We start from the raw sequence: 26,668 nt of genomic DNA, 5'->3' as shown, positions 1-26,668 counted from the left end.
TCGCGCTGGCAGCTTCATCACGCCAGCGATGGATGTCGAGCAACCAGATATTCCATACGGGACCGCTATTGGTCCACTTCTCCCCCGCTCAGGCAAGAGAGATTAATCTTGTGCCTTGGTTACGCCTTGCGCCTTTCCACTCGTGTTCAGCTTGTGCAACAAGGTATCGAGCAAGGAGGCGGGCAACTCGGCACTGACCGGCAGATACCACCAGTTATCGAGGGCAAACGCGCGGCACTTGACCGCATCCTTCTCGGTCATCAGCAACGGCTTGCTGGCAAAGCGGCCCACCAGCTCATCCCGATCGAAGGGGTGATGATCGCCGTAGGCGGCCTGCTGCTCCAGCTGATAGCCGAGCCCTTCCAGGGTGGCAAAGAAGCGGGGCGGATGACCGATCCCCGCCAGCGCATCAACCGGCCCCGACAAGGGGGCGGCCAGCGGTGCATCGTCGCGCACCCGGCGCGGGGTGTCGGCGACCAGTTGCATGGGGTACTCCCCCTTGCCCGGCTCGCCGCCGTTGCAGATGATGGCGTCCACCCGTTTGAGGCGAGTGACCGGCTCGCGCAGCGGCCCCATGGGCAGCAGGCAGGCATTGCCGAAACGACGGGCACCATCCACCACCACCAGCTCGATGTCGCGGGCCAGCGCGTAGTGCTGCAGGCCGTCATCGGTGATGATGATATCCACCTCACCGCTCTGCTCCAGCAGTCGTACCGCATCGGCTCGTTTCGGGGCAACCACCACGGGGCAGCCGCAGCGCCGGGCAATCAGCACAGGCTCATCTCCAGCCTGCGCCGTGGTGCTGGTCTCATCCAGACGATAGGGATAATAGGGCGCCTTGCCGCCATAACCACGGCTCACCACCCCGGGTCGATAGCCACGGGCTTGCAACTGCTCCACCAGCCAGACCACCACCGGCGTCTTGCCGTTGCCCCCCACCGAAATATTGCCCACCACGAGCACCGGCAAGGAGGAGCGATACCCCTTGCGCCAACCGTGACGATAGGCGTAGCGGCGGGTGCCGCTGATGATGGCAAACAGCAGGGCAAAGGGGGCCAGCAACCAGCGCCAGCCACTTTTGCGATACCAGAGCCGTTCCAGCATCAGGCCTTGCTTCCCGCGTTGCCAAACTGAATGGCGCGCAGCTGGGCATAGGTGCCGCGCTGCTCCATCAATGCTTCGTGGTTGCCGCGCTCGACGATATGACCTTCGTCGATCACCAGGATCTCGTCCGCCTTCTCGATGGTGGAGAGACGGTGGGCGATCACCAGCGAGGTACGCGCCTTGCAAAGCTCGTCGATAGCCGCCTGAATGTGGCGCTCGGACTCGGTATCGAGGGCCGAGGTGGCCTCATCCAGCAGCAGAACCGGCGCATCGCGCAGCAAAGCCCGCGCAATGGCAACACGCTGGCGCTGACCACCGGAGAGGGATGCACCGTTCTCGCCAACCACAGTGTCATACCCGTTACTCATCTTGCTGACGAACTCGTCGGCATGAGCGATACGGGCGGCCTGCACGATCTGGTCGCGGCTGTATTTGTCTTCTGCCGCGTAGGCGATGTTGTTGGCCACCGAGTCGTTGAACAGGTGGACATGCTGGGAGACCAGCGCGTACTGCTTGCGCAGCTCGCTCAACTTGTATTCGCGGATGTTGATGCCGTCCAGCAGGATCTCGCCCTGATCGATGTCGTAGAAGCGGGTCAACAGGCTGGCAATGGTACTCTTGCCAGAGCCGGAACGGCCCACCAGCGCCACCGATTTACCCGCCTCCACCTTGAAGCTGACGTTGTGCAGCGCCGGAGTATCCTTGGTCGGGTAGGTGAAGGTGACGTTGCGAAACTCGATCTCGCCGCGGGCACGCTCCAGAGTACGGGTGCCGGTATCCTGCTCCGGCTCGGTGTCGAGCAGGCCAAACAGGCTGTGGCAGGCGGTGATGGCCCTCTGGAACTGGTTGTTGACATCGGTCAGGCTTTTCAGCGGCTTGAGCAGCATCATCATGGAGGTGATCATGACGGTAAACGTACCGGCAGTCAGAGTTGACTTGACGCTGTCAATGGTCGCGACGTAGAGGAAGGCAGCCAGCGCGATGGAGGCCACCATCTGCACCACAGGACTGCCGATGGCATCGGCGGCGACCATCTTCATGGTCTGCTGGCGCATGTTGTTGCTGACCTGGAAGAAGCGTTTCTCTTCCACCTTCTGGCCACCAAACATCAGCACCTCTTTGTGCCCTTTGAGCATCTGCTCGGTGGAGGTGGTGATATCCCCCACCGCCTGCTGGATATGACGGCTGATCTGGCGGAAACGACGGCTGATAAGGCCGATGATGACCCCCACCAGCGGGCCAACCACCAAAAAGATCACCGACAGCTGCCAGGAGTGCCAGAACATCAGGCCGAGCAGACCGACCACGGTCGCCCCTTCCCGCACCAGGGTCACCAGCGTGGTGCTCGCCGCCGAGGAGACCTGACTGGCGTCATAGGTCACCTTGGAGAGCAGATGACCGGTGTTCTGGCGATCGAAGAAGCTCATCGGCATTGCAACCATGTGATTGAACACCTGCTGTTGCAGACGCATCACGACATGGTTGCCGACCCAGGCCATGCAGTAGTTGGAGAGAAAGTTGGCGACACCGCGCAGGGCCACGATGCCGAGGACGAAGAAAGGCATCCATTTCAAAACGGTGCTGTCGTTGCCATTGATGCCCTGATCGATCAGCGGCTTGATGGAGTAGACAAAGGTGGTATCCACGGCGGCGTAGCCCAGCATCCCGATGATGCCACCGACCAGGCCCAGCTTGCGATCACGGACATAACCGAGCAGGCGTTTGAATACTGGCCAGCTCTCTTGTGAGGTTTCTTGTTGCATGAATAGCCGTTAGTAATGGAAATGACGGGCTATTCTAGCCAAAGCGCAGGCTTACACCAAGCGCCGCCACCTATATCGCATTCCTACACGGCAGAAATGGCGGATTATTGCTCAAACCGCACTCGCGGTCGCCACCACTCACCACTTCGCCGATACCAGGGCCCCAGATCTCGCTCGGCGGTGACGCTCAAGCCCGCTGCGGTGGGTTCGACCAGCATCGCCCCTTGCTGACCGGTGATCCACTGGCGGGCATCCCGATAGCGGGCCACCACATCGGGACGGGGAAAGCCCCACTGGTTCATAAAACCGGCGCTGTGGATCACATCCTTTGCCGCCACCGCCGCGACAAACGGGGGCGTGGAGGAGGTGCGACTGCCATGATGGGGGCTCACCAGCAAGGTGCTGGCCAACCCATCTCCCTCCAGCGCCACCAGTCGCAGCTCTGCCTGCCGCTCGATATCGGCACTGAGCAGCACGCTGCGCTGACCATCGCTAATACGCACCACGCAGCCATCGTTATTGCGCCCGCCACCGGGGCGCTCGGGCCAGAGCAATGCAAACGAGAGCCCCTGCCAGCGCCACTGTTGCCCACGCTGGCAGAGCGTTGTTCCCTCACTGAAGGGGTAAGAGGAGAGCTCGTGACGTACCGGCATGGCGCTGAGCAGTCGCTTGCGATTGCCGGCATGGTCCCGATCCTTGTGGCTGATGATGAGGCGATCGATGACCCGGATCCCCAGATGGCTCAGCTGGGGCAGGATCACAGCGTCCGCCATGTTGTAGCCTCCGGGATAGCGATCGCCGGTGTCATAGAGGATGGCGCGCTCCCCCTTGCTGATCAGCACCGCCAGCCCCTGCCCCACATCCAGCACCCGCATTTCCCAGCGGGCGGGAGCAGGCCAGCACGCCAACACCAGCGCAAGGGCGCCCGGTAACCAGAGCCAGCGTGCCGGGCGCCACTGCGCGGCGAACCAGAGCAGCAACAGCAGGGAGCAGAGCGGCAGCCACCAGCCGGGCAGTGGCCACCACAGTTGCAGTTGATCGGCCAGCCAGCTCAGGATCGTCAACACCCACCCGAGCCCCAGATCCGCCAGCCAGAACAGGCCGTAGGCAAGCGAGGTGTATAGAGGCGCCAGCAGCACACCGATCAGGGCCAGCGGGATGATGGCGATACAAAAGAGCGGCACCGCCAACAGGTTGATCACCATGGCAAGGGGCGCTATCCCCTCGAACAACGCCAGTTGCAGCGGCAGCAGACCGAGCAGCAGCCAGAGCTGGATCTGCCAGAGCCCCGGTTTGTCGTGGACATATCCCACCAGCAGCAGGATGGCCACCGCCAGAAACGAGAGCCAGAAGCCGGCCGAATAGAGGGCGAAGGGATCCCAGAGGGTCAGCACAACAAAGGCCCACAGCCAGATGCGCCAGGCCGGCCACTCCCGCCGGCTCCAGCGCAGCACACTCCACACCAGCACCATGATCAGGGCCCGCTCGGTCGCCACCGCAAACCCCGCCAACGCGCTGTAGACGGCGGCAAACAGCAGGGAGGTGATGATGGCGCCGCGCAGGCCAAACAACCTGCCCAACCACCACCCGAGCACCGCCACCAGCGCGATGTGTTGCCCTGAGATGGCGATGATATGGGTCAGGCCGCTGCCGCGAAACAGCTCCCACTGGGCATCCGTGATGCCGCTCTGCTCGCCAAAAGTGAGCGCCGCCAGCAAGGGGGCATGGTCAAGCGGACGCCAACTCTCGGTCGCCGCGCCCAACCAGCGTTCGCGCCACCCCACAGGTGCCTGTTGAATATCTATCACCCGACGCAGATTGCCGGTGGCGGTGATCCCCTTGCCCAGCAGCAGACGCCGCCCATCCAGCCCCGCCTCGTTGGCCAGACCGTGAGCCGGTTTCAACGAGGTCACCAGGGTGATCCGGCTGCCTACTGTCATGGCGGGTAATGCCTGATAGGCATTGACCCGGATCAGGGGCTCAGGTGTCACCGGTTGCTCGTCGAGGGTGCTCACCCGCAGCAGCAGCCGGACAAATTTATCCCCCTCGGGCTCTGTACTTTGCAGCTCTGCGGTTATCATGTGGCTCGTCTGATCGCCCAACCGCTCCAGCCAGGCCAGCCGATAGGCAAGATTGGCCTGCATCCAGAGGATGCCGAGCAGGAGAAACAGCCACCGCCAGGCACGGCAATATGCAAGGGGGATCAGCAGGGACAGCAACAGGCCCCCCCATGCGAGTGAAGGTAACCATGGCCAGAGCAGTGAGGAGCTTGCCCCCAGGGCAAACGACAACAGACGCAGATCCATGGAGCAAGTATTTAGCAAGGTTTCAATATGCCCAAACGACTCATTAAACGCTGGATGCCCGATCAGCAAACCCTGAAAGAACACAAGCACCTGCGGCTGTTCGGCAAACTGCTGCTCGATGCCAACCTCTGGCACCTCAACCGCCGCTCGGCCGCCGGGGCTTTTGCGGTGGGCCTCTTCATGGCCTGGGTGCCGCTCCCCTGCCAGATGCTGCTGGCCGCCGGTGGCGCCATCCTGTGCCGAGTCAATCTGCCGCTCTCGGTGGCGCTGGTCTGGCTCTCCAACCCCTTTACCATGCCGCCCCTGCTCTATGGTGCCTATCTGGTGGGTTGCCAGCTGCTGGGACATTCAGCGCAGCAGATAGAGATTGAGTTCACCTGGGATTGGCTGGTCTCGGTACTGGGCACAGTGGCACCGCCGCTGTTGCTGGGCTCGCTGATCCTGGCCCTGCTCAGTTCCCTTATCGGCTACACCCTGATCCGCACCTTCTGGCGGATCAGCACGGTGCACCAGTGGCAAAAACGCAAGATGGCACGCCCATGCTGAGTCGCTGGTTTGCCCGCTTCAAGCTAGATCCCGAGACGCTTCGCCAGCAGAAGTGGTTTGCCCTGTTTGGTGAGCGACTGCTTGCCCCAGCTCTCTGGCAAGGGGGCACTCGCGCCCTGAGCGGCGCGGTGGCGGCCGGGATCTTCGCCTGCTGGTTCCCAATCCCGATGCACTCGCTCATCGCAGTCGGTCTGGCGCTGGCATTCAGCCTCAACCTGCCGCTGGCACTGCTGGCGGTCTGGTTCAACAATCCGCTGACCCTGCCGTTCATGTACCTCTACGCCTATCGCACCGGTTGTCTGGTACTGCACCAGACGCCGGAGCCTTTCCACCTCAGCTGGACCCTCCACTGGCTGGAGCAGGAGGCGGCCACTCTGGTGCCCCCCTTCCTGCTCGGCAGCCTGCTGCTGGCGGTACTCACCGCCCTGAGCGGCGGTGCCCTGACCGCGCTGCTGTTGCAACTGCGCAAGCTGTGGCAAGGCGTCCGCCACCACTGAATCCCCCCTTGCGATTGTTTGGCGATCAGCCGTTGGCGATCAAAAAAGCCCGTCACCAAGGTGACGGGCTTTTTCATGGCATAGTGCCAGAGCACAAGGCGATGCGATTACAGCACCTTGGCGATCGCCTCGCACAGGGGATCGATATTGGCGCGGGTAATACCGGCTACGCTGATCCGGCCTGAGCCGACGATGTAGATGGCAAATTCACTCTTGAGGCGCTCAACCTGATCCTTGGAGAGGCCGGAGAAGGAGAACATGCCGTTCTGCTCGCGGATAAAGCTGAAATCCTGGCTTACGCCGAGGGCAGCCAGCTTCTCGACCAGCAGTTCGCGCATCTCGCGAATACGCACCCGCATGGCAGCCACTTCTTCGACCCACTCGGCATAGAGAGCCGGATCGCTCACCACGGCGGTGACCACAGCGGCGCCGTGTGACGGCGGGTTGGAGTAGTTGGCACGGATCACTGTCTTGACCTGGGTGAAGGCCACATCGGCGATCTCTTTGGTCGCGCTGACCAGCGTGAAGGCGCCGACCCGCTCATTGTAGAGGCCGAAGTTCTTGGAGAAGGAGCTCGCCACCAGCAGCTCGTCATGGCACTCGGCGAAGATACGCAGGCCTTCGGCATCCTCTTCGATACCACGGGCAAAACCCTGATAGGCGAAGTCAAACAGCGGCAACCAGCCGGCAGCAGCACTCTGCTTGGCCAGCGCGCGCCACTGATCGCTAGTGGGGTCGATACCGGTCGGGTTGTGGCAGCAACCGTGCAGCAGCACCAGCTCACCCGGCTGCACTTCGGCCAGCGAGGCCTGCATGGCGGCAAAGTCGAGTCCCTTGGTGGCGGCGTCGTAGTACTTGTACCACTTGACGGTCAGGCCCGCGGCCTGGAATACGCTGACGTGGTTGGCCCAGGTGGGATCGGAGATCCAGATGGTCTTGGCCAGACCGTTGCGCACTACAAATTCGGCCGCGATACGCAGGGCACCGGTACCACCCGGCGCTTGGGCGGTCTTGGCGCGGCCGCTGGCAACCAGCGCAGAATGCTGCCCGAACAGCAGTTGCTGCACGATGCGGCCATATTCGATATTGCCTTCAATACCGAGGTAGTTCTTGGTCTTCTCGTCGGTCAGCAGCTTCTGCTCGGCTTTCTTGACGCAGTGAAGAATGGGGGTGGCACCGGACTCGTCCTTGTAGATCCCTACGCCCAGATTGATCTTGTGGCTGCGAGAGTCAGCGCGGAAGGATTCGGTCAGGCCCAGGATCGGATCCGCTGGGGCGGCAACAACCTTTTCAAACATGGTATTCCCTGTATTCCGTTGAGTTCGTTGGGTGGCAAAGCGGCTTGATAAACAAAAGCGCTCATCTGGCGAGCGCTTCGTCAACTCTTTATATCACCGCGTTCAATGGGGGAAAACCGCTTTTTGGCTCGCTTTCAGGCCAATTTCAACCAACGGCATGCCACGCTGGCGCCAGTGCGCACACCTCGGCCGACAAGCCACCATTGGACTCAACCAAACCGCTACAAACTGCTAACAATGGCTTGGGGATCCGGCTCGGCTCCCAAGGCCGGGCCTCAGTCAAAGGTTGGGCATATGCACTGAGAATGGGGGCCAGATCACGGGGCATCCACCAGCTGGCCGGACGACCCAGCCTCTGGGCCAGCGCCTGCAGCCGATCCACCCCGGCAGGGTCGAGGGCGGTGAGATGACTCCACAGCACATTGGGGGGCAAGGCGGCCACCACCTGCTGCAAGGCAAGGGGAGCCGATGGGGGTGCCCACACCAGCAAGGTGCCGGGTTCAAGAGGCAGCTCGGCAAAGGCGCCGACGCTGTCTGTGGTGATCACCCGCTCGATGCTCCCCTCCCGCCACAGGATCTTGCCAAGACCCGCCAGGGTGCGCTCGGGCAGCGCCACCTCCCCCAGCGCCTGCAACCAGGGGGCTGCGTCGATCAGGGTGCCGCCGCTGAAAAAGAGGCTGAACGGCTGGGCGGCGCGCAAGCGCAACAGCTGATCGGCACAGAGCCGGATCCCCTTGTCCTCGAAATCGATCTGCTCGTTGGGGGTGAAGTTCACTTCGCTCTTGCGATAGAGCGCCGCCAGCACCCGTTCGTTGACCTGCTCCCCCAATTGCCAGCCCTGAGCATGCAACCACTCCTCGGGCTCGGGGGGAGCGGTGGCGATCTCGGCCAGCATCAGCTCGCGGGTGAGATAGCGCCGCCCGGCCGGGGTGAGCTCATAGCTGTGGTTGCCGTGGGCAAGCAGCAGCTGGTTATCCTTGAGCAGGCCCACCAGCGGTTGCCACTGACGGCCACGGATCACCACAGGTGAGTGGCTCAGCAACTGCTGCGCCAGCGCCCGCCATTCGGGGTGACTAAAGTCGATCAATTACAATCCATCCCTGTCAGTGCTCAATCGGATAAACAGCCTGAAAAGGTACCGTTACAGGCCGATGACGCCAAGCCTCCCGCGCCAATTACGTGACCTCGCTCCCTGCAATCTGCTCCAAACAGAAGAGCCCACCGTGGGGTGGGCTCTTTCTTGGATAACACTCGACGCTTATTCGACGTTGAGGCGCAACTCGGCATCGTGCCAACCCAGTGGCAGGGTCAGCAACTGATCGATCAGCTCCCGGCGATCGGATTTCTCCAGATAGGCGAGATAGAGCGGACGGCTCAGCGGCTGGCCCCCCTCCACCAGATGGAGCGCCCCCTTCTCGAGGAAGGGGCTGACCATCCGCCGTGGCAGGTAGGCAGCACCACCGTTGGCCAGCACGAACTGCAACGCCATGCTGGCGGAGCTGGAGTGCAGCACCGGGGTCTTTTGCAGGCTCTGCAACCGGCTGGGTTGCGGCTCGAAGCTGGTGCCCCAGTCGAGGTGGATGTGCGGCATCTGCATCAGGTTGTCGGCCTTGGCGGCCGGATCCCGGCTCACCAGCTCGAACACCAGCTCACCGATGGGATGCAGGGCAATCTCGTCGATCTTGGTGGGCTCGGAGAGCAGGGCCAGATCGAGGGAGCGCTCCAGCAACTGGCGGCAGAGGTGCTCGCGGGAGGCTGTTTCCAGCCGCACCGCCAAACCGGGCGCCAATGCATAGATGTGATTGAGCCAGTCGTTGAAATCGAGCTCCCAGAACACCGCGGGCGCGCCGATGGCCAACTGCTGGCTGAATCCTGGCGAGAGCGCCACATCCTGCTTGGCACGACCAAGGGTGTGCAAGATGGCGTCTGCGTAGGGCAGCAGACGCTCACCGGAGGCGGTCAGGCGGATGTTGTTGCGATGACGGGCAAACAGACTGACACCCAGTTGCTGCTCTAGCTGGCGGATCCGGAAACTCACCGCCGACTGGGTCAGGTAGAGATTTTCAGCAGCCCGGCCAAAGTGCCGGGTCTTGCTCACCTCGATAAAGGTCCGAAGCAGCTCGGTATCCATTAATCGATGGACTCGTCACTGCCACCACCGCTGCCACCACCGACATCAAAGCTGCCGCCACCGCTGCTCTCTTCGCTGGCGCCGCCAACGACGGTGCAGAGGCGATGAACGCGCTTGGGACCGATCACCTTGAGGTACTTGAACCACACCTTGGCATGGGGGTTGGCACCGGCTGCGCCGGATTTGACCTGCTCGACGAAGGCGGACTCGACATCATCACGGGGTGCAAGGTTGCCCTGGTAGAGTGCCAGCATGGCGGTACCATACTTTTCCAGACTGTCCGCTTCGGCCACAGTGAATTCGCCACTGCGACGCAGGCCACGGGGAAAATGTTTGAAGTCGTTGAAACGCTTGTCTGATTCGAAGCTCATAGTGCTCTTTTTTCTGGTTAGTTTGACCTTTGCGGGCAAGTATCATCAGGCCATCGCCGAGTGCAAAATCAATTTTCTCACTATGTTAATAAATATCTTTTATCGATGTCACTTTGCCCCATCACTGACGCCGATTTTGTGGCATAACACACAAAAAACGTTGATAAATAATAAACTTATGTAAACGTGCAGCCAATTTACACGTCACTTTCTGGACTGTGTAGGCAAAAATAAAGCGCCATACGGCGCTTCATTTATCACATCAGGTGAACCAGCTGAACCTTTGGTTCAAACATGCTTACTCAATCATGGCCGGTTGGGCCAGGTTGTCGGCACGCCACAGACGGTAGCGCACTTCATACTCCTGCGGCACGTAGATCACGAACGGCAGTTTTGAGTTGTAGTTCACGAAGAAGCCCTGACCGTAGATCTGGACGAAGGTCTCTTTCTGCTGGTTATCCGGGCACATCATCAGGGTGCTGATGGGGTCGGAGACTTTGCCCAGTTTCAGGTAGTTGTAGCCCCAGCCTTTGACGCTGTGCTGTTCCAGGTTGCCTGCAAAACGCGGTACGTTGCAATCAACCATCATCTTTTTGCCGACCTGCAGCTCGACCATCATGTCGGCTTCTTTCTCGACTTCAGGCAGGCGGATCACCACACGTTCCTGATTCACGTCAGCGGCTGGGAACATGCTGATATCAAATTTTTTCGGCTCGGCGGCGAAGGCATGGCCACCCAGCAACAAGGCGCCCAGCAGGCTAAAACGCAATACGGTTTTCATCTGTACCTCATGGGGTTGGTTCAACGCCGCTAGACTAACCGCTCTGCCGATTTCATGCCAGCGATCTGCTACGTAAAAACTGCGTAAAATGATGCAGATCCGGCACACCATGACGTGATCTGGCTATTTTCTGACAGGGCGCACACTCCCGTTGCGGGAACCTGAAACAAAAAGCGAGGCCAATTGGCCTCGCTTTGCATTCAAATGGCGCCAGAGTGCTATTTGGCCGCCTCTTGATGGGCCTTGATGACGGCCACCGCCTTGTCGGGGAAGTCGCTGAACACCCCATCCACATCGGCCTGATAGAGGAAGATGTTAAGGAGATCGGTGAAGTCCTTGGCATAGGCCGGGATCTGCCCCTCATCCTGACGGAAGGTATAGGGGTGAACTTTCAGGCCCACCGCGTGGGCTTCTTTTACCATGCCGGTGAAGACCGGCTTGCCCAAAGTACCCGGCTCGGTGACGATCATCGGCTTCCACGGGCCAATCCCTTCGGCATAGCTGGCGATGGTTTTCATCGCCCCCGGCTTGAACATCCAGTCATAGTTGTAGGGGGTCGCCTTGCCCTTGGCGTCGTAGACCATGGTCTCGTTCCAGTCGGTCTCGGCCATCAGCTGCACCAGTTTCAGATCCATACCCATGGCGGGCATCAGCTCGCTGTTGATGCGCTTGAGCTCATCGGCATCGAAACACTGCAGATAGACCTTGTCATCCTTCCCGGTGTAGCCGTACTCCTTGAGCACCTTCAGCACTGCTTTGGAGATATCCTTGCCTTCGTGACGGAACAGCCAGGGCGCCTTGATCTCCGGGTAGATGCCGATGTTCTTGCCGGTGCTCTTGTTGAGCCCCTGGATCATCTCGATCTCCTCCTGGAAGGTGTGGATCTTGAAGTCTGACTTCCAGAGCGGGAAGCGGGCCGGATAGACCGGCACCTGCTTGCCATCCACCAGCTGGAACGGTTCGGTCATACGCAGGGAACGCACCTCATCCAGGGTGAAATCCACCACATAATAACGGCCGTCCGGACGGGCACGGCCGGGGAAGCGCGCCGCCACATCGGTGATACCATCGAGGAAGTGATCGTGCATCACCACCAGCTGATCATCCTTGGTCATCACCAGATCCTGCTCCAGATAGTCTGCCCCCATGCCATAAGCCAGCGCCTTGGACTCCAGGGTATGCTCGGGCAGGTAGCCGGAAGCGCCACGGTGGGCGATCACCACCTTGCCTTCATCGGCAGCCAACGCGGGTAATGAGAGGGATGCCCCAAGGCTCAAGGCGATGAGGGAAACGGCGAGTTTTTTCATATGTGATGCTCTTTATTATTGTGTGTAGGTAATTGTTCTATCAGAGGTTTGTTGCATATTTACGGTGGAAAGCGGTGGGCAGCAGCGCACTGCCCACCGTCACTCATCAGCTCGCCTTGCGCAGAGCCTGATGGTATTGGTCGAGCCAGATCTGCAGCATCTGCTGCTCTGAGTCGTTCAGGCGCAGCCCCAGCTTGCTGCGGCGCCAGAGGATATCCTCCAGTGAACAGGCCCACTCCCGCTCGATGAGATAACGCACTTCCGACTCGTACAGGCCACCACCAAAGTGAATGCCGCGATCCTCTTTCAGCCATAGACGGGCATGGGCGCCATAGGCCTCGGCAATGCGAAGGGCACTGCGATCATCGAGCCAGTCAAACTCCAGCGCAAAGGCACGGGCCAGCTCGCGCACCGAGCAGTCAAACTCGCCGCCGGGCAGACGGCTGGTCGCAGTCCAGTCATCCCCCATCTGGCTGAACCAGGGCTTGAGCTTGTTGCAGGCGGCCTGCGCCAGCTTGCGATAGGTGGTGAGCTTGCCGCCAAACACCGACAAGAGCGGCGCACCATCTGATTCGCCAGAGAGCTCGAGGGTGTAGTCGCGGGTCACCGCCTGCGGCGAGTCTGACTCGTCGTCACAGAGCGGGCGCACCCCGGCATAGGTCCAGATCACATCTTGCGGCGCAATTTGGCGAGTGAAGTGGGCGTTGACCACCTTGCACAGGTAGGTAATTTCGGCCTCGCTGATCTTCGCTTCCCTCGGGCTGCCGTGGTGCTCCACATCGGTGGTGCCGATGAGTGAGTAGTCCTGCTGATAAGGGATGACGAAGACGATGCGGTTGTCTTCGTTTTGCAGGATATAGGCCTCTTCGCGCTCATGGATGCGCGGCACTATCATGTGGCTGCCTTTAATAAGGCGAATGCCGCGGGGGGATTTCTCGTGCAGGCTCTCGTCATAGAAGGTCTTGACCCAGGGGCCCGCTGCATTGACCAGACCACGGCAGGTGACGGTGAACTGCTCGCCCCCTTCCCGCTCCAAAGTGAGCGTCCAGTGTTTGGAACCGCGCACCGCCTTGATGCAGCGGGTGCGGGTCTGCACGTCGGCCCCCTTGTCACGGGCCATCATGGCGTTGAGTACCACCAGCCGGGCGTCGTCGACCCAGGCATCCGAGTATTCAAACCCCTTGTTGATCCCCGCGCTCAAGCCATCTTGCGGCAGGAAGCGCACGCCACAGCTCCCCTTGAGCTTGTCGCGCTTGGCCAGATTGTCATAGAGGAACAGACCGGCGCGGATCATCCAGGCCGGACGCAGGTGCGGGCGGTGCGGCAGGCGAAAACGCATGGGGCGGGCGATGTGAGGCGCCATACCGAGCAGCACCTCACGCTCCGCCAACGCCTCTTTCACCAGCCGGAATTCGTAATGTTCGAGATAGCGCAAACCGCCGTGGATCAGCTTGCTGGAGTTGGACGAGGTGGCAGAGGCGAGATCTTGCGCCTCAAACAGGGCAACCTTCAGACCCCGTCCTGCCGCATCGGCTGCGATGCCGACCCCGTTGATGCCGCCACCGACGACGACCAGATCATAATGTTCGCTCATGTTCACCTACTTTCATTTTTATGATTGCTATAACAGCAATGTTTGATTTCGCTCATTTTAGAACATGAAAATACAACAAACGAACATTTTATGATGAAAGTGTGATCGCCACAGCCCGCCAGAGGTGGCAAAGGGGACAGGTCAGCGGAGCAAATGGCGTCGGGCCAAAATCGGCGGGTTAATAGCCAAAAACACCAGATTGAATAGTGGTTTTTGCAATACCTATAAAGGGGTGATATGGGTGCAGGGATGGGGGAGAGAAAGAGAAAGGAGGCCGCCCTGACGGGCGACCGGCACAGCCTTGGCGTGTTTCGCCGTCAGCAGATGTGGCAGGCGATCTGGTGTTGCGCCATCAATCGCGCCAGCTTTTCCGGTGGCTCCTGATCGGTAAAGAGGGCGTGGATCTGGCTGAGATTGCCCAGATTGACCATGGCATTGCGACCGAACTTGGTGTGGTCGGCGGCCAGGAACACCTGACGGGAGTGAGCGATGATGGCCTGGGCAATCTTCACCTCGTGATAGTCGAAATCGAGCAGGGAGCCGTCGTTGTCGATCCCCGAAATCCCGATGACACCATAGTCCATGCGAAACTGACCGATAAAGTCGCGGGTCGCCTCCCCCACGATACCGCCATCGCGGTTGCGGATCTCGCCGCCGGCAATGATGACGGTGAAGTCATCCTTGGCCGTCAGAATGCTGGCCACGTTGAGGTTGTTGGTGACGATGCGCAGCTCACGGTGATCGAGCAGGGCGCGGGCAATGGCTTCGGTGGTGGTACCTATGTCGATAAAGAGCGATGAACCGTCGGGAATATTGGCCGCGACCTCGCGGGCGATGCGCTCTTTCTCCTTGAGTTGCATCACTTTACGGGCGCTATAGGCGGTATTGACGGTACTCGAATGCAGGGAGGCACCGCCATGATGGCGCCGGATCTTGTTCTGTTCGGCGAGATCGTTCAGATCCCGGCGAATGGTCTGGGGGCTGACGTCAAAGTGGGTCACCAGATCGTCGGTCGAGACAAATCCCTGCCGCGTCAGGACGTCCAGGATCTCCAGATGTCGTTGGGTTTGCTTCACGCTTGCACTCCGATGATGAGACAAAAAAAGGCCCCGGCAGATGCGGGGCCTTTTGGCAGTTTACCTGATCCCCTTTGGGATCAATAAGCTGAGGATCACGTTTTATGCCTTATGGGCAGCCGCTTTCTTGGCCGCAACGGCAATGTTCTCATGCTTGAGGGTCATCGCCAGCAGGATGATGGAGAGCACACAGGAGACGGTCAGCACCATGAAGCCGCCATCCCAACCGAAGTGGTCAACGGTATAACCCAGCATGGCGTTGGCTGCCACGGCGCCGCCCAGATAACCGAACAGACCGGTGAAACCTGCCGCAGTACCGGCTGCTTTCTTCGGTGCCAGCTCAAGAGCATAGAGGCCGATCAGCATGACAGGGCCGTAGATCAGGAAGCCGATAGCCACCAGCGCCATCATGTCGATGGTCGGGTTGCCGGCCGGGTTGAACCAGTAAACCAGCACAGCCAGGGTCACCAGCACCATGAACAGGATACCGGCCGGGGCACGGCGGCCCTGGAACATCTTGTCAGAGATCCAGCCACACAGCAGGGTGCCCGGAATACCGGCCCACTCGTAGAGGAAGTAAGCCCAGGAGGAGTTGTCGACGGTGAAGTGCTTGGCCTCTTTCAGGTAAGTTGGCGCCCAGTCCAGCACACCGTAACGAATGAGGTAAACGAAAGCGTTGGCGATCGCGATGTACCACAGCAGTTTGTTGTGCAGCACGTACTTGACGAAGATCTCCTTGGCGGAAAACTCCTGCTCGTGGCTCTCGTTGTAATCCTTCGGATAGTCGTTCTTGTACTCCTCGATGGGAGGCAGACCGACCGATTGCGGGGTATCACGCATCACGAAGAAGGCGATCACCGCGATGGCGGCCGCCGCTGCCGCAGGCACATAGAAAGCGCTGCGCCAGTCGTTGAACCAGCCCATCCCGAGGATAAACAGCGGGCCAATCATGCCGCCACCCACGTTGTGGGCCACGTTCCAGACCGCAACCACTTCACCGCGCTCTTTCTGTGACCACCAGTGCACCATGGTGCGACCGCAGGGCGGCCAGCCCATGCCCTGTGCCCAACCGTTCAGGAACAACAGCACAAACATGATGGCAATGCTGGAGGTGGCCCAGTGCATGGTACCCATCATGAACATGATGGCAGCCGAGAGCAGCAGACCGGCGGAGAGGAAGTAACGGGCGTTGGAACGGTCGGAGACGTTCCCCATCAGGAACTTGGACAAACCGTAAGCGATGGAGACCCCGGAGAGCGCGAAACCGAGATCACCACGGGAGAAGCCCTGCTCGATCAGATAGGGCATCGCCAGACTGAAGTTTTTCCGTACCAGATAGTAGCCGGCGTAACCGAAGAAGATCCCGAAAAACACCTGCCAACGCATGCGTTTGTAGAAGGGGTCGACCTTGTCAGCCGGGAGCCTGTCGATGTGCGCCGCAGGCCTGAAGAGACTAAGCATGTTCTGCTTCCTTATTGTTGTTATGGGCGGTTGAGGATGCCCTGACCATTCCGACGAATCATGTGAGTCCGCTGATTCGTAAGCGAGCCTATTGTGCTCATATGCGCTCATTTAATCTGTGATGCATGCTCAAATATTGCAGTTTTATTACAAATAAAAGCTCCAAATGAGAAATCACTCAGCAAGCGCCAGCCCTTGTGTGGCAAGGGCTGTGAGCTACCCCCTAAGTGGTAACTGGCGGTAATCAAGATGCTTTACGTCACATTTTCTTAGCAATGAGTGGGATCTTGTCCACATTTCCTATGGAGGGGGGATGGTGAAATTATTGGGAAGGGTTATTTTCTGTCACGACCGATAACGAGCGCAAACGAGCATAACGTTTGCGCAAGACGCAAAAACAACAAGGAAACGTTTTCGGCAGCAACGGATAGACACAAAAAGATAAAACGGAACATCAAACCTCTACGGGTGGATATAAGGAACAAAAGTATGAGCATACAAAGACCCAATACCCTGCTTGGCGAGTGCATCGCCGAGTTTATCGGAACCGGCCTGCTGATATTTTTCGGCGTCGGATGTGTGGCGGCACTGGTGCTGGCAGGCGCCAACTTCGGGCAGTGGGAAATCTCCATTACCTGGGGTCTGGGTGTGGCCATCGCCATCTATGTGACCGGCGGCATTTCAGGTGCCCACCTCAACCCGGCTGTAACCCTGGCGCTGATGACCTTCTGCGGGTTCGACAAGCGCAAAGTGGTACCCTACATCATCGCCCAGATGGCCGGTGCCTTCTGCTTCGCCGCCCTTGTCTATTTCCTTTATGGTAACCTTTTCACCCAGTGGGAAGTGACCCATAACGTGGTGCGCGGCAGCGTCGAGAGCCTCGGCACCGCCGGGATCTTCTCCACCTACCCCAATGCCCTGCTGACCAATATGCAAGCTTTTGCCGTCGAGTTGGTGATCACCGCCGTCCTGATGCTGGGCATCATGGCGCTGGGTGACAACAACAACGGCGCTCCCAAAGGTTTCGCAGCCGCTCTGCTGATCGGTATCCTGATCGCGGTGATCGGCGCCTCCCTTGGCCCGTTAACCGGTTTTGCCATGAACCCGGCCCGTGACTTTGGTCCGAAACTGTTCGCGTTCTTTGCTGGCTGGGGTGATGTTGCCCTGACCGGTGGTCGTGACAACCCCTACTTCTGGGTTCCGATCCTTGGCCCCATCGTTGGCGCCCAGATTGGTACCGCTCTGTATGTCAAAGTGCTGGCTCCCTGCGTCCCGGGCAACCGTGTCGTCACCACCGAGCAAGCGACCCAAACCGCCAAAGAAGAGGCTGCCGCATAAGAGCGGCCCCCTCCAACGTATAAAAACGTGGAAAATAGAAACGTGGAGAACATCATGTCTGCTGAAAAGAAATATGTCGTCGCTCTGGACCAGGGAACCACCTCTTCCCGCGCCATCGTGTTTGATCAGGATGCCAACATTGTCGGTACCTCCCAGCGCGAATTCACCCAGCACTACCCGAAAGCGGGCTGGGTAGAGCACGACCCGATGGAGATCTGGGCGACCCAATCCTCCGTCTTTACCGAAGTGCTGGCCAAGACCGGCCTGCGCAGCGAAGAGATCGCCGCCATCGGTATCACCAACCAGCGTGAAACCACAGTGGTATGGGAAAAGGCCACCGGCAAGCCCATCTACAACGCCATCGTCTGGCAGTGCCGCCGCACCGCCGCCATCTGCGAAGAGCTGAAAGCGCGCGGTCTGGAAGAGTACGTTCGCGAAAACACAGGTCTGGTGCTGGATGCCTACTTCTCCGGTACCAAGGTGAAGTGGATCCTCGACAATGTGGAAGGTGCCCGCGAGAAAGCGATGAACGGTGAGCTGCTGTTCGGCACCATCGATACCTGGCTGGTCTGGAAGATGACCAATGGCGAAGTGCACGTCACCGACCCGACCAACGCCTCCCGTACCATGCTCTACAACATCCGCGAGCTGAAGTGGGACGAGAAGATGCTGGACGAGCTGGGCATCCCCATGTCAATGCTGCCGGAAGTGAAACCATCTTCCGAGGTCTATGGCTACACCACCCGTGGCGGCGGCTCCCGCATCCCCATCGCCGGTATTGCCGGTGACCAGCAGTCTGCCCTGTTCGGCCAGCTCTGCTTTGAAAAAGGGATGGCCAAGAACACCTACGGCACCGGCTGCTTCATGCTGATGAACACCGGCACCGAGCCGGTTCGCTCCAGCAACGGCCTGCTGACTACCGTTGCCATCGGCCCGAAAGGGGAAGTGAACTACGCGCTGGAAGGTGCAGTGTTCATGGGCGGCGCCACCATCCAGTGGCTGCGTGACGAGCTGAAGATCATTCACGATGCCCGCGATACCGACTACTTCGCCTCCAAGGTGGGTGACACCAACGGCGTCTATCTGGTGCCTGCCTTCGTCGGTCTGGGTGCGCCCTACTGGGATCCGTATGCTCGCGGCACCATGGTCGGCCTGACCCGTGGCGCCAACCGCAACCACATCATCCGTGCAGCGCTGGAATCCATCGCCTATCAGAGCCGCGATGTGCTGGATGCCATGCAGCAGGACTCCGGCATCAAGCTGGCAGCGCTGAAAGTAGACGGCGGCGCCGTAGCCAACGACTTCCTGATGCAGTTCCAGGCTGACATGATGCACACCCCGGTGGTACGTCCGACCCGCATCGAGACTACCGCCATGGGCGCCGCCTTCCTGGCAGGTCTGGCAGTCGGCTTCTGGAAGAGCTCGGACGAGCTGGAAGACAAATTCAGCGTGGACCGCGAGTTCATCCCGCAGATGGACAGAGACGATCGCGCCAAACGTTACAGCGGCTGGCAAAAAGCGGTTGAGCGTTCACGCCGTTGGGCTGAAGAGGATTGATCGGGCACCCGACATTCCGTTGAGATAAACACCCAAGAGGCCGACCGCTATGTCGGCCTCTCTTTTTATGCTTTCCCTTGCCGCTTTCTGCCCCCCTTCCCCGCTCATTGCTCCCTCCTGTTTTTCTGCCGCCCTCTGTTGTCATCATCCACCACAACGCAATTGAGTTATCTATCTATAATCATCATCTGGGTCGCATATGCGACCTTATTTATGAGGAGAGCGATATGGAGAGGGCGATACACCGTTTTACACTGCACTCACTCTGGTCAGGGCTCGGGATCCGCACCCGGATCCTCGCTGGCGTAGCGATACTGATGGCCATCGCCATCAGCTGCATCACCTTGATCCTCGAGCAGATATCCCACAGTCAGGCCCAGCAGCGGGTCGAACGCTACGAGCTGCCAAGCAGTGTGGATCGCATTGCCAACCAGCTGACAGCGCAGCTTATCCAGCACCTGACCGAGGCGCAGGCGCTGGCCAGCAACCGTTTTGTCATCGACTGGCTGACCGCTGGCATGCCAGAACAAGAGTGGCCCGCCATGGAGCGCTACTTTGAGGATCTGCAACGGCGGATCGGCGGCAACGTCTTTATCGCCCCCCGCCAGAGCAACACCCTGATCAACTTCAGCGGCGGCCCCATCGCCCAGAAATCGCTGAGCGAATCAGACCCGAAAGATGGGTGGTTTTTCGGCTTTCTCAAACGCAGCAAACCCTATGAGCTGAACCTCGACATCTCGGATTTTGACAAGCGCGCCTCCCTCTATATCAACACCGCCGTCACCCACGAGGGCAAGACCCTGGCGGTGGCAGGTACCTCCATCGACATGAGTGCCCTGAGCAAGCTCATTAGCGGCTACCGGATCGGCAAGAGCGGTCAGGTCTATCTGGCGGACATGGAGGGCAATATCGAGATCCACCCCGAGCAGGAGGTGGAGGGGGCCGCCCACCACCAGCAATCCTTCCTCGATACCGTCAAACGGCTTATTCCCAATGCCCGGGAACAGGTGGCCGTAGAGGCGCTAACACTGGAGGGGCAAACCTACCTCATCGCGGTACGTTACATCCCCACCCTTAACCGGCTGCTGATTGGCGAGATCAACAGCGCCGAGCTGGAAGAGGGCCTGCAGGAATCCCGCCAGCTCATCATCATGGTATCGCTCGCCATCGGCGGGATCGCCATGCTGGCCTCCGCCTGGCTGGCTCACTCCATCAGTCGCCCGATTCGTCAGGCAGCCGATGGCATGCATCACATCACCGCCGATCGGGATCTGGCGACCCGCCTCGACTTCTCTGACGAGTCGGAGCTGGGCATGATGGCCCAGAGTTTCAATCAGCTGATCCTGAGCCTGAACCAGAGCTTCTCCCGCTTCCAGCAGTCAGGCAGCGCCCTCTCCGCGCAGTCGTCCCAATCCATGCAACAGGCCCAGGCACTGGCAGGAGAAGCATGCCAGCAGGCCCAGAGCATTCAGGAGCTGACCACTGTGGTCACCACCATCGGCGACAACGCCGAGCAGATCGCCAGCCGCTCTGAAGGGGTCAACGACGTAACCCAACGCATCGCCAACCATATGCTCAGCATCGAGCAGGATGTGACCCAGAGCGCCGCGCAACTCGACAGCTTGCGCAGCAGCATCGGCAGCTCCTCGGCGCTGCTCGATGAGGTGGTGAAAGACAGCAACAACATTACCCAGATCATGAATCTCATCCGCGATGTCTCGAACCAGACCAACCTGCTGGCCCTCAATGCGGCCATCGAAGCGGCCCGTGCGGGGGATATGGGACGGGGCTTTGCGGTGGTGGCCGACGAGGTACGCCAGCTGGCGGTGCGTACCCAGACCGCCACCAAGGATGTGCAGGATCTTATCTTGCGCCTGCAGGAGGGAACCCGGCAGGCCAGCAGCTCGATGGCAGACTCCCGCAACCTGAGCGAAGAGGGATACAACCGGATGCATCAGGCCAGAGAGGTGCTGGTGGATGCCACCAGCCAAATCAACCAGACCGCCCTCGAGATCAACGAGATCAGCTTACTGGCGCAGGCGCAGAATCAACAGATGGGGCAAGCCAGAACTGCGCTTGACGAGCTGGCCATGGTGGCCGAACACCAGCGGGAACACGCGCAGGAGAGCAATGCCGCCAGCCGCGAACTGTTCGAACTGGCCAAAGCCATCGACGAGCAGATCCGCCAATACCGGATTGGCTAGGCCCGGCGCTTCCCTCTCTCCCTCTCAATAACCAAGACGCCACCACAGGGTGGCGTTTTCATTTTGCAAATCATTTTGCCTGCGCTCTCGAAACGGGAATGACGACAAAAATCGCAAGGCATTGATAATTAACATGAAAAAATGTGGAATGGCCATTGCTTAGTGATATCAGACTCAACAGAGGGATATCGCCATGAAACCGACCACCAATCAAGCGCCCGTAGCCCACGTCGCCACTCAAAAAGAGACACTGACCCCCCGCGAAGGCACCTTCCTGATGATGGTGGCCCAACTGGTGGTGCTCACCTGCATCGTACTGGCCGCCACCGTCGGCGGCCTCTCCTGGCAGTGGACCCTGCTGCTGGCCATTCCACCGGTGATCGGCGGCGCCCTGCTCAGCCGGGTATGGGGCAAACTGCCCCGCTAACTGCGCTTCAGCTCACACACCTTCCCGAACCGGCGGCCGACCCTCAAGTCGGCCGTCTGTTTATCTGCCACCTAGCTAATGCTGATTGGCCGCAACGAAGGCTCGGCTTGTTCTTCGCCAAGCAAACCGCAGCGACGAACCGTTCAAACAAACCGCACAAACCAACCTGAACTACAGGGTATAGCTGCCCAACTGCTCTTTGAGAAAATCGAGCCAGACCCGCAGTCGGATATCCCGCTGGGCATCGGAGTAGAAGACTGCATTGATGGGGCGCGAGGCGCCGCTGTTACTGCGGGCCAGCACCTCCACCAGCGCGCCGCTCTCCCGATCCGGCCCGGTCATGAAATCTGACAGACAGACGATCCCCTGCCCCGCCAACGCCAGCTGACGCAAGGTTTCGCCGCTGCTGGCTCGCAGGCTGGGGGTAATGGCAAAGCGATCCCCCTGCTCGGCACTGAGCAGCGGCCAGTGGTTGAGGTGATCGGGATGCAAAAAGCCGAGCAGCTCGTGACCGCTCAGCAGATCCGCCGGTTGGCGCGGGGTGCCGCGCTCGCTCAAATAGCCGGGAGAGGCCAGCAGCCGCAGCCGCGAACGGCCAAGGGGCAGCGCGCGCAGGGAGGAGTCGGTCAGCTCGCCGATGCGGATGGCCATGTCCACCCGCCGCTCCATCAGATTGATAAAGCCCTCCGAGCTGTGCAGCTGCAACTCGATGGCAGGGTAGCGGCGGCGAAACTCGCCGATGATCGGCACCAGCCGGTGCAGGATAAAGGGGGTGGCCGCATCGACTCTCAACACCCCTTCGGGTTGTTCCCGGCGCATCAGCAGATGCCCCTCCGCCTCGCTCATCTCGGTCAGGATCTTCACCGCCCGCTGATAGAACCAGCTCCCCTCCTCGGTCAGGCTGACCCGGCGGGTGGTGCGATTGAGCAGCACGGTGGAGAGCTTCTCCTCCAGCCGCTTGATACCGCGACTCACCACAGAGTTATCCATGCCGAGGTTCTCCGCCGCCTGGCGAAAACTGCCCGCCTCCACCACCGCCACAAACAGGGTCAGCTCATCAGAATGGGTCTTCATTGCTGTTATCCGGACAAGAGTAATGGGTCTTTATAGGCGCAGCCGCTGTGGATTGGCAAGCGTGCTCAGAGAGACGATCTTGTTTTTCGAAGAGAAATAACCAGAGAGAATCACTATCTCTCATCCTGTTTAATCAGTAGAATGCAATCAAAAGGAATCGTATGAAGCCATGTTATCAAGGAGATACATTAATGGAGTTTGAAGAACGGCTGGCTATTGCCCATCAACTACTGGCTGACAGTGGCCTCAAGGAATTTCACTACAATCCGTGGCTGTTCAAATTGCTGCGTAAACTCGGCGTCCCCGTCAAGCCGCCTTATTACGCGGGCTGGCTTACCAATTTCCTCTGTTCCGGCCTCTCTATTGCGCCGTTATGGGGTCTGATTATGTGGACATTCGTCTGGCATCCAGAGGGAAGGGATCTTTTATCAGCCCTGTTCAACACAGCCATGTTCGCTGGCGTATTTGGTCTTTTCACCTTAATTGGACTCTGGCTCAAGCGCCGGCAGCTTGGATTGACCCCATGGGAGCAGTTGAAGCACCAGCACATCAGTGAAGGCACAGAGAAGAAGGTTAAAGCTCCTGCTGCCGATTGAAACTGGGTGCAATACAGGCTCTGAAGAGCACACTTTCACAGACTCGGACTCTCACCTTGCCAGATTTCGTTAAATTTTTTATCAGCTTTTCAATTAACTGCCTCATCCAAACCGCCATTGGCCTCTTGGTTCTCGCCTACAGGCTTTTCCGCCACCACAATGGCAACTGGCGCAGCTATCGACGAAGCTGGGATCCTCTCCCTCTATTTGCCTCCATTTTCCTTGGCATGGTGATCGCAAAAAAGCTTCATCCGGCCATCATGGCAGCCTTGTAGTGATTGGCCATAGCTTGGACGTTCAATCAAGTAGTTCACCAGATGATCTCACAGTTGTGCCCTCACTGTGAGATAAGCAGTGGATCAAAGCGTCCATACGGGCCAGTAATATCTCTTTGCGGGTTTTAGGTGGTTTGCCATTGAACGCGCAATCAGCGAAGGTGAGCTGGTGACTCATGCAGAAACAGGGGTGTTGACTACAAATTCAGACAATCATTCATAAAAATTTCTCACTACTGCTATTGCTGCTCTCCCCCCAATACTGTTTTGCGACCAGCGCCCTGTTTCCAGCAAGTCACGGCAGGCATACTGACCCTTCGTTTTTGCCAAGGAGGCTCAGATGTCATCACCCGTGATTGTGATTGCCCAGCTTGAAGCCAAACCCGAATTCGCCCCCCAGTTTCGCGCCGCCCTTGAGCCACTGATTGCGGCCACCTTGCAAGAGGCGGGCTGCCAACGCTATCAGCTGCATCAGGACTTGGACAATCCAAACAGCTGGATGCTCTACGAAGTGTGGGAGAGCGAAGCGGCCCTCACTGCCCATCAGGGGCAGCCCCACTTTACCGAATTTGTCGCCAAGGCCGAGCCCTGGTTTGCCAGCAGCACCATTCGCCGCTATCAGCCGCTGGGCGCCTGACTGGCCCTTACGCCGCTTACCATTCAGCCCGTCAAGGGCCAACCACCACCCCATTGAGGAACGAGATGATCAATATGCCACCCATGGGTCTGGGCACCTTCCGCCTGAAGGGCGAGCCGCTGCTTGCCACCCTGACCAACGGTCTGGAGCTGGGCTATCGCCATATCGATACCGCCCAGATCTATGACAACGAAGCCGAGGTCGGCGACGTGCTGACCCGCAGCACTGTTGCCCGTCACGAGATCTACCTGACCACCAAGGTGTGGACCAGCGAGTTTGGCCCGGGCAAGCTGATCCCGAGCCTTGAGGTGAGCCTGGAAAAACTGGGCACCGACTATCTGGATCTGGCGCTGATCCACTGGCCCTCCCCCAAGGATGAGGTGCCGATGGTAGTCTATCTGGAGCAGCTGGCCGAGGCCAAAACACAAGGCCTGACCCGGGAGATCGGGGTCTCCAACTTCACCGTGGCCCAGCTCAAACAGGCTATCGAGATTTTGGGGCCAGGGGCCATCGCTCACCAGCAGATCGAGGTTCATCCCCTGCTGCAAAACCGCAAGGTGGTCGAGTTCTGTAAAGCCCAGGGTATCGCCGTCACCGCCTATATGCCGCTCGCCTATGGCAAGGTGCTCGCCGAGCCGCTCTTGATGGAGATTGGCAAGCGCCACGGGGTATCGGCGGCGCAGGTGTCGCTGGCCTGGCTGCTGGCGCAGGAGATGACAGTGATCCCGAGCTCCACCAAGCGGGAGAATCAGGCCGCCAATCTGGCCGCTCTCGATATCACCTTGAGCAGCGAGGAGATGGCCGCCATCGCCACGCTGGATCGGGGCGAGCGCTGCGCCAATCCCGACTTTGCCCCCGCATGGGACTGACGCGAAAGAAAGGCTGGCTCGCCAGCAAGCCAGATAAAACAGGGAGAGCATCATGCTCTCCCTGTCTCTTTTCTTGCCTCACGCTTTGCAGCGCTTGCTGAACGTCCAACCGCCATATTGATGCCAGATGCAGCCCCGCAATCAGGGCGCGTTCTGGCAAAGGGCGGGATCGAACACTTGCTTCCAGTCTGATTTCATATCGACCACCACCCAACCCCGTGCTTTTGCCTGCACCAGCCCATCGATCAGTTTGCCACTGGCAGGCGGATGACTGTCGTAGGCATATTCGCGCTTGGCATCGGTGTGGTGCACCAGCAGACCAAAAGTGTGGTAATCCGGGTTAGTCGAGGTGTATTGCAGCATGGGCACGTCGCCATCGCTGTTACCAAAGGCGCCGACCGGACGCTGCCCCATAAAGAGGTGAATGGCGGCCGGTTTCGCCTTGCTGTCATCGAAATAGGCGCCGTTCATGGTCTTGCGGATCTCGCTGCCCTCCCCGGTCAGGGCAAACTCGCCGAGGGTAAAGGAGCCAATCACCTGCTGGGGTGGGATGCCATACATCTGCTCGGACATCACCCGCATAAAATCGACGCCGCCGCCGGAGACAATCCAAGTCTGAAAGCCATTGTCACGCAGATACCCCAGTAGTTGCTTCATCGGCAGATACCCGAGTTGATCGTAGTGGCAGCCAAAACGGGGATCCTTGCTGCTGTTGACCCAGCGAGTGACCCGCTCGGCAAACTCGGTGGTGGTCATGCCGCTGTGGGTCAGCCCCACCAGCTTGGCGAGCCCCTTCTCCCCCGATTTGGCCACGGCCTTGAGGTCGTTGTTCAGCACTGCCACGACGATGGGGTCGGCCTTCCACTCCGGGTGTTCCGGTGCCAGGCGCTTGATCTCGTCCATCGCAAACTGCAGCTGATAGGTCATGGGCGCTTCCGGCCAGAGGGTGCCGTCATTGTCAAACACCACATGGCGCTTCTCTGGCGGAATAAAAGTGGCCTGCTGCTGATCGGTGGCATTGGTCACCCAGCGGGTGATCGCCTGCTTGGCCGCCGTGTCATTCCAGGCAGAGAGGGGATCGCTCTGGCCAGCCTGTACCGCAAAGGCGACGCACAGCAGCAAAAGAGAGGAGAGTCGGTTCAATGTCATCATGTTACCTGTCAGCTGGATATTGCCTGTCTATTGCCTGTAGATGAAAGCGCACGGCCATCACAACACCGGCGCACATGGGTTCAACACACACGGGGTTCACAGGGAAAATCCTATGGCGGCCAGCTTGTACTGGAGCTTAAGCAAGCTCAGAAAAGGAGCAGCGGTCATCCCGTTCTGCGAGGCAGATCACTGCGTTGCGCTCACGCATCGGGCAACACAATCTCCTCCCACTCATTGCCATTGCTGCTTATTTGGCAAAAGTAATTTGATATCACCGTCATTTTTGCCAACAAAACCCATCGGC

General features: G+C 59.4%; 23 protein-coding genes. 9 read left to right on the top strand and 14 right to left on the bottom strand.

The window, feature by feature from the left end; translation table 11 throughout:
• Positions 1 to 102: 102 nt before the first annotated feature.
• From lpxK to AB5Y97_RS05485, 3 genes are all read right to left on the bottom strand, one after another.
• Positions 103 to 1,104, bottom strand: a complete 1,002-nt coding sequence (gene lpxK / locus AB5Y97_RS05495; protein WP_368157336.1) for a tetraacyldisaccharide 4'-kinase — start codon at positions 1,102 to 1,104, stop codon at positions 103 to 105.
• Positions 1,104 to 2,867: a lipid A ABC transporter ATP-binding protein/permease MsbA gene (gene msbA, locus AB5Y97_RS05490; RefSeq protein WP_005359702.1), complete on the bottom strand. Its 1,764-nt coding sequence runs from the start codon at positions 2,865 to 2,867 to the stop codon at positions 1,104 to 1,106. The genes lpxK and msbA overlap by 1 nt, the downstream gene beginning before the upstream one ends.
• 104 nt (positions 2,868 to 2,971) lie before the next feature.
• The gene (locus AB5Y97_RS05485) at positions 2,972 to 5,173 is read right to left on the bottom strand and encodes a DNA internalization-related competence protein ComEC/Rec2 (protein ID WP_368157335.1); all 2,202 of its coding nucleotides are present in this window, start codon (positions 5,171 to 5,173) and stop codon (positions 2,972 to 2,974) included.
• 27 nt (positions 5,174 to 5,200) lie between these two features.
• On the opposite strand from AB5Y97_RS05485, the gene AB5Y97_RS05480 reads away from it, so the two are divergent.
• Together AB5Y97_RS05480 and AB5Y97_RS05475 are read left to right on the top strand one after the other, a co-directional pair.
• Positions 5,201 to 5,719: a DUF2062 domain-containing protein gene (locus AB5Y97_RS05480; RefSeq protein ID WP_368157334.1), complete on the top strand. Its 519-nt coding sequence runs from the start codon at positions 5,201 to 5,203 to the stop codon at positions 5,717 to 5,719.
• Positions 5,713 to 6,216 (top strand): DUF2062 domain-containing protein, encoded by a 504-nt coding sequence (locus AB5Y97_RS05475; protein WP_368157359.1) that lies wholly within the window; start codon positions 5,713 to 5,715, stop codon positions 6,214 to 6,216. Before AB5Y97_RS05480 ends, AB5Y97_RS05475 begins: the two co-directional genes overlap by 7 nt.
• A gap of 107 nt (positions 6,217 to 6,323) precedes the next feature.
• Here the strand turns inward: AB5Y97_RS05475 and AB5Y97_RS05470 are convergent, their stop codons facing one another.
• From AB5Y97_RS05470 to glpT, 9 genes are all read right to left on the bottom strand, one after another.
• Positions 6,324 to 7,514: an amino acid aminotransferase gene (locus AB5Y97_RS05470; RefSeq protein ID WP_368157333.1), complete on the bottom strand. Its 1,191-nt coding sequence runs from the start codon at positions 7,512 to 7,514 to the stop codon at positions 6,324 to 6,326.
• Positions 7,515 to 7,659: 145 nt separating this feature from the next.
• A complete protein-coding gene (locus AB5Y97_RS05465) occupies positions 7,660 to 8,601 on the bottom strand; it encodes a hypothetical protein (RefSeq protein WP_368157332.1) in 942 nt (313 codons plus the stop codon).
• A gap of 171 nt (positions 8,602 to 8,772) precedes the next feature.
• Complete coding sequence (hdfR, locus tag AB5Y97_RS05460; protein WP_279498441.1) at positions 8,773 to 9,645, bottom strand: HTH-type transcriptional regulator HdfR; 873 nt, start codon at positions 9,643 to 9,645, stop codon at positions 8,773 to 8,775.
• Positions 9,645 to 10,016: a DUF413 domain-containing protein gene (gene maoP / locus AB5Y97_RS05455; RefSeq protein ID WP_005337527.1), complete on the bottom strand. Its 372-nt coding sequence runs from the start codon at positions 10,014 to 10,016 to the stop codon at positions 9,645 to 9,647. Before maoP ends, hdfR begins: the two co-directional genes overlap by 1 nt.
• 298 nt (positions 10,017 to 10,314) lie before the next feature.
• Positions 10,315 to 10,797: a serine protease inhibitor ecotin gene (gene eco, locus AB5Y97_RS05450; RefSeq protein ID WP_005337529.1), complete on the bottom strand. Its 483-nt coding sequence runs from the start codon at positions 10,795 to 10,797 to the stop codon at positions 10,315 to 10,317.
• A gap of 218 nt (positions 10,798 to 11,015) precedes the next feature.
• Complete coding sequence (gene glpQ, locus AB5Y97_RS05445; protein WP_368157331.1) at positions 11,016 to 12,104, bottom strand: glycerophosphodiester phosphodiesterase; 1,089 nt, start codon at positions 12,102 to 12,104, stop codon at positions 11,016 to 11,018.
• Positions 12,105 to 12,210: 106 nt separating this feature from the next.
• Positions 12,211 to 13,698 (bottom strand): glycerol-3-phosphate dehydrogenase, encoded by a 1,488-nt coding sequence (gene glpD, locus AB5Y97_RS05440; protein WP_368157330.1) that lies wholly within the window; start codon positions 13,696 to 13,698, stop codon positions 12,211 to 12,213.
• Positions 13,699 to 14,015: 317 nt separating this feature from the next.
• Positions 14,016 to 14,774 (bottom strand): DeoR/GlpR family transcriptional regulator, encoded by a 759-nt coding sequence (locus AB5Y97_RS05435; RefSeq protein WP_005337538.1) that lies wholly within the window; start codon positions 14,772 to 14,774, stop codon positions 14,016 to 14,018.
• Between the two features lie 102 nt (positions 14,775 to 14,876).
• Positions 14,877 to 16,235: a glycerol-3-phosphate transporter gene (gene glpT, locus AB5Y97_RS05430; RefSeq protein ID WP_005337540.1), complete on the bottom strand. Its 1,359-nt coding sequence runs from the start codon at positions 16,233 to 16,235 to the stop codon at positions 14,877 to 14,879.
• Positions 16,236 to 16,724: 489 nt separating this feature from the next.
• Here glpT and AB5Y97_RS05425 point away from each other — a divergent pair, with 489 nt between their 5' ends.
• The 4 genes from AB5Y97_RS05425 to AB5Y97_RS05410 all read left to right on the top strand — a co-directional run bounded on the left by AB5Y97_RS05425 (position 16,725) and on the right by AB5Y97_RS05410 (position 21,761).
• Complete coding sequence (locus AB5Y97_RS05425; protein WP_005350866.1) at positions 16,725 to 17,573, top strand: MIP/aquaporin family protein; 849 nt, start codon at positions 16,725 to 16,727, stop codon at positions 17,571 to 17,573.
• A gap of 54 nt (positions 17,574 to 17,627) precedes the next feature.
• Positions 17,628 to 19,130 (top strand): glycerol kinase GlpK, encoded by a 1,503-nt coding sequence (gene glpK / locus AB5Y97_RS05420; protein ID WP_005337546.1) that lies wholly within the window; start codon positions 17,628 to 17,630, stop codon positions 19,128 to 19,130.
• A gap of 227 nt (positions 19,131 to 19,357) precedes the next feature.
• Positions 19,358 to 21,334 (top strand): methyl-accepting chemotaxis protein, encoded by a 1,977-nt coding sequence (locus AB5Y97_RS05415; protein WP_274160253.1) that lies wholly within the window; start codon positions 19,358 to 19,360, stop codon positions 21,332 to 21,334.
• A 193-nt stretch (positions 21,335 to 21,527) separates the two neighbouring features.
• Positions 21,528 to 21,761 carry a hypothetical protein gene (locus AB5Y97_RS05410; protein ID WP_019446771.1) on the top strand — a complete coding sequence of 78 codons (234 nt, stop codon included), beginning with the start codon at positions 21,528 to 21,530 and terminating at the stop codon, positions 21,759 to 21,761.
• A 171-nt stretch (positions 21,762 to 21,932) separates the two neighbouring features.
• Here AB5Y97_RS05410 and AB5Y97_RS05405 read toward each other — a convergent pair whose 3' ends face one another.
• On the bottom strand, positions 21,933 to 22,835 hold the full coding sequence (locus AB5Y97_RS05405) for a LysR substrate-binding domain-containing protein (protein WP_274160254.1): 903 nt from the start codon (positions 22,833 to 22,835) through the stop codon (positions 21,933 to 21,935).
• Positions 22,836 to 23,026: 191 nt separating this feature from the next.
• On the opposite strand from AB5Y97_RS05405, the gene AB5Y97_RS05400 reads away from it, so the two are divergent.
• The 3 genes from AB5Y97_RS05400 (at position 23,027) to dkgB (ending at position 25,212) form a co-directional block, all read left to right on the top strand.
• Positions 23,027 to 23,431, top strand: coding sequence for a DUF6404 family protein (locus tag AB5Y97_RS05400; protein WP_368157329.1), 405 nt, complete (start codon positions 23,027 to 23,029; stop codon positions 23,429 to 23,431).
• A gap of 615 nt (positions 23,432 to 24,046) precedes the next feature.
• A complete protein-coding gene (locus AB5Y97_RS05395) occupies positions 24,047 to 24,343 on the top strand; it encodes a putative quinol monooxygenase (protein WP_069526686.1) in 297 nt (98 codons plus the stop codon).
• A gap of 65 nt (positions 24,344 to 24,408) precedes the next feature.
• Complete coding sequence (dkgB, locus tag AB5Y97_RS05390; protein WP_274160256.1) at positions 24,409 to 25,212, top strand: 2,5-didehydrogluconate reductase DkgB; 804 nt, start codon at positions 24,409 to 24,411, stop codon at positions 25,210 to 25,212.
• Positions 25,213 to 25,353: 141 nt separating this feature from the next.
• On the opposite strand, the gene AB5Y97_RS05385 is transcribed toward dkgB, so the two are convergent.
• A complete protein-coding gene (locus AB5Y97_RS05385) occupies positions 25,354 to 26,364 on the bottom strand; it encodes an HAD family phosphatase (protein WP_274160257.1) in 1,011 nt (336 codons plus the stop codon).
• Positions 26,365 to 26,668: the final 304 nt, after the last annotated feature.

The sequence above is a fragment of the Aeromonas sp. R10-2 genome, from assembly GCF_040908445.1.
Taxonomy (GTDB): Bacteria; Pseudomonadota; Gammaproteobacteria; order Enterobacterales; family Aeromonadaceae; genus Aeromonas; species Aeromonas veronii.
The sequence above is the reverse complement of the archived record's forward strand: the minus strand, read 5'-3'. Positions and strand labels throughout refer to the sequence as shown.

What these genes read in the sequence shown, in the direction of transcription:
- lpxK (WP_368157336.1), bottom strand. Translation starts at nt 1,104, where the DNA reads ATGCTGGAACGGCTCTGGTATCGCAAAAGTGGCTGGCGCTGGTTGCTG.
- msbA (WP_005359702.1), bottom strand. Translation starts at nt 2,867, where the DNA reads ATGCAACAAGAAACCTCACAAGAGAGCTGGCCAGTATTCAAACGCCTG.
- AB5Y97_RS05485 (WP_368157335.1), bottom strand. Translation starts at nt 5,173, where the DNA reads ATGGATCTGCGTCTGTTGTCGTTTGCCCTGGGGGCAAGCTCCTCACTG.
- AB5Y97_RS05480 (WP_368157334.1), top strand. Translation starts at nt 5,201, where the DNA reads ATGCCCAAACGACTCATTAAACGCTGGATGCCCGATCAGCAAACCCTG.
- AB5Y97_RS05475 (WP_368157359.1), top strand. Translation starts at nt 5,713, where the DNA reads ATGCTGAGTCGCTGGTTTGCCCGCTTCAAGCTAGATCCCGAGACGCTT.
- AB5Y97_RS05470 (WP_368157333.1), bottom strand. Translation starts at nt 7,514, where the DNA reads ATGTTTGAAAAGGTTGTTGCCGCCCCAGCGGATCCGATCCTGGGCCTG.
- hdfR (WP_279498441.1), bottom strand. Translation starts at nt 9,645, where the DNA reads ATGGATACCGAGCTGCTTCGGACCTTTATCGAGGTGAGCAAGACCCGG.
- maoP (WP_005337527.1), bottom strand. Translation starts at nt 10,016, where the DNA reads ATGAGCTTCGAATCAGACAAGCGTTTCAACGACTTCAAACATTTTCCC.
- eco (WP_005337529.1), bottom strand. Translation starts at nt 10,797, where the DNA reads ATGAAAACCGTATTGCGTTTTAGCCTGCTGGGCGCCTTGTTGCTGGGT.
- glpQ (WP_368157331.1), bottom strand. Translation starts at nt 12,104, where the DNA reads ATGAAAAAACTCGCCGTTTCCCTCATCGCCTTGAGCCTTGGGGCATCC.
- glpD (WP_368157330.1), bottom strand. Translation starts at nt 13,698, where the DNA reads ATGAGCGAACATTATGATCTGGTCGTCGTCGGTGGCGGCATCAACGGG.
- glpT (WP_005337540.1), bottom strand. Translation starts at nt 16,235, where the DNA reads ATGCTTAGTCTCTTCAGGCCTGCGGCGCACATCGACAGGCTCCCGGCT.
- AB5Y97_RS05425 (WP_005350866.1), top strand. Translation starts at nt 16,725, where the DNA reads ATGAGCATACAAAGACCCAATACCCTGCTTGGCGAGTGCATCGCCGAG.
- glpK (WP_005337546.1), top strand. Translation starts at nt 17,628, where the DNA reads ATGTCTGCTGAAAAGAAATATGTCGTCGCTCTGGACCAGGGAACCACC.
- AB5Y97_RS05415 (WP_274160253.1), top strand. Translation starts at nt 19,358, where the DNA reads ATGGAGAGGGCGATACACCGTTTTACACTGCACTCACTCTGGTCAGGG.
- AB5Y97_RS05410 (WP_019446771.1), top strand. Translation starts at nt 21,528, where the DNA reads ATGAAACCGACCACCAATCAAGCGCCCGTAGCCCACGTCGCCACTCAA.
- AB5Y97_RS05405 (WP_274160254.1), bottom strand. Translation starts at nt 22,835, where the DNA reads ATGAAGACCCATTCTGATGAGCTGACCCTGTTTGTGGCGGTGGTGGAG.
- AB5Y97_RS05400 (WP_368157329.1), top strand. Translation starts at nt 23,027, where the DNA reads ATGGAGTTTGAAGAACGGCTGGCTATTGCCCATCAACTACTGGCTGAC.
- AB5Y97_RS05395 (WP_069526686.1), top strand. Translation starts at nt 24,047, where the DNA reads ATGTCATCACCCGTGATTGTGATTGCCCAGCTTGAAGCCAAACCCGAA.
- dkgB (WP_274160256.1), top strand. Translation starts at nt 24,409, where the DNA reads ATGATCAATATGCCACCCATGGGTCTGGGCACCTTCCGCCTGAAGGGC.
- AB5Y97_RS05385 (WP_274160257.1), bottom strand. Translation starts at nt 26,364, where the DNA reads ATGATGACATTGAACCGACTCTCCTCTCTTTTGCTGCTGTGCGTCGCC.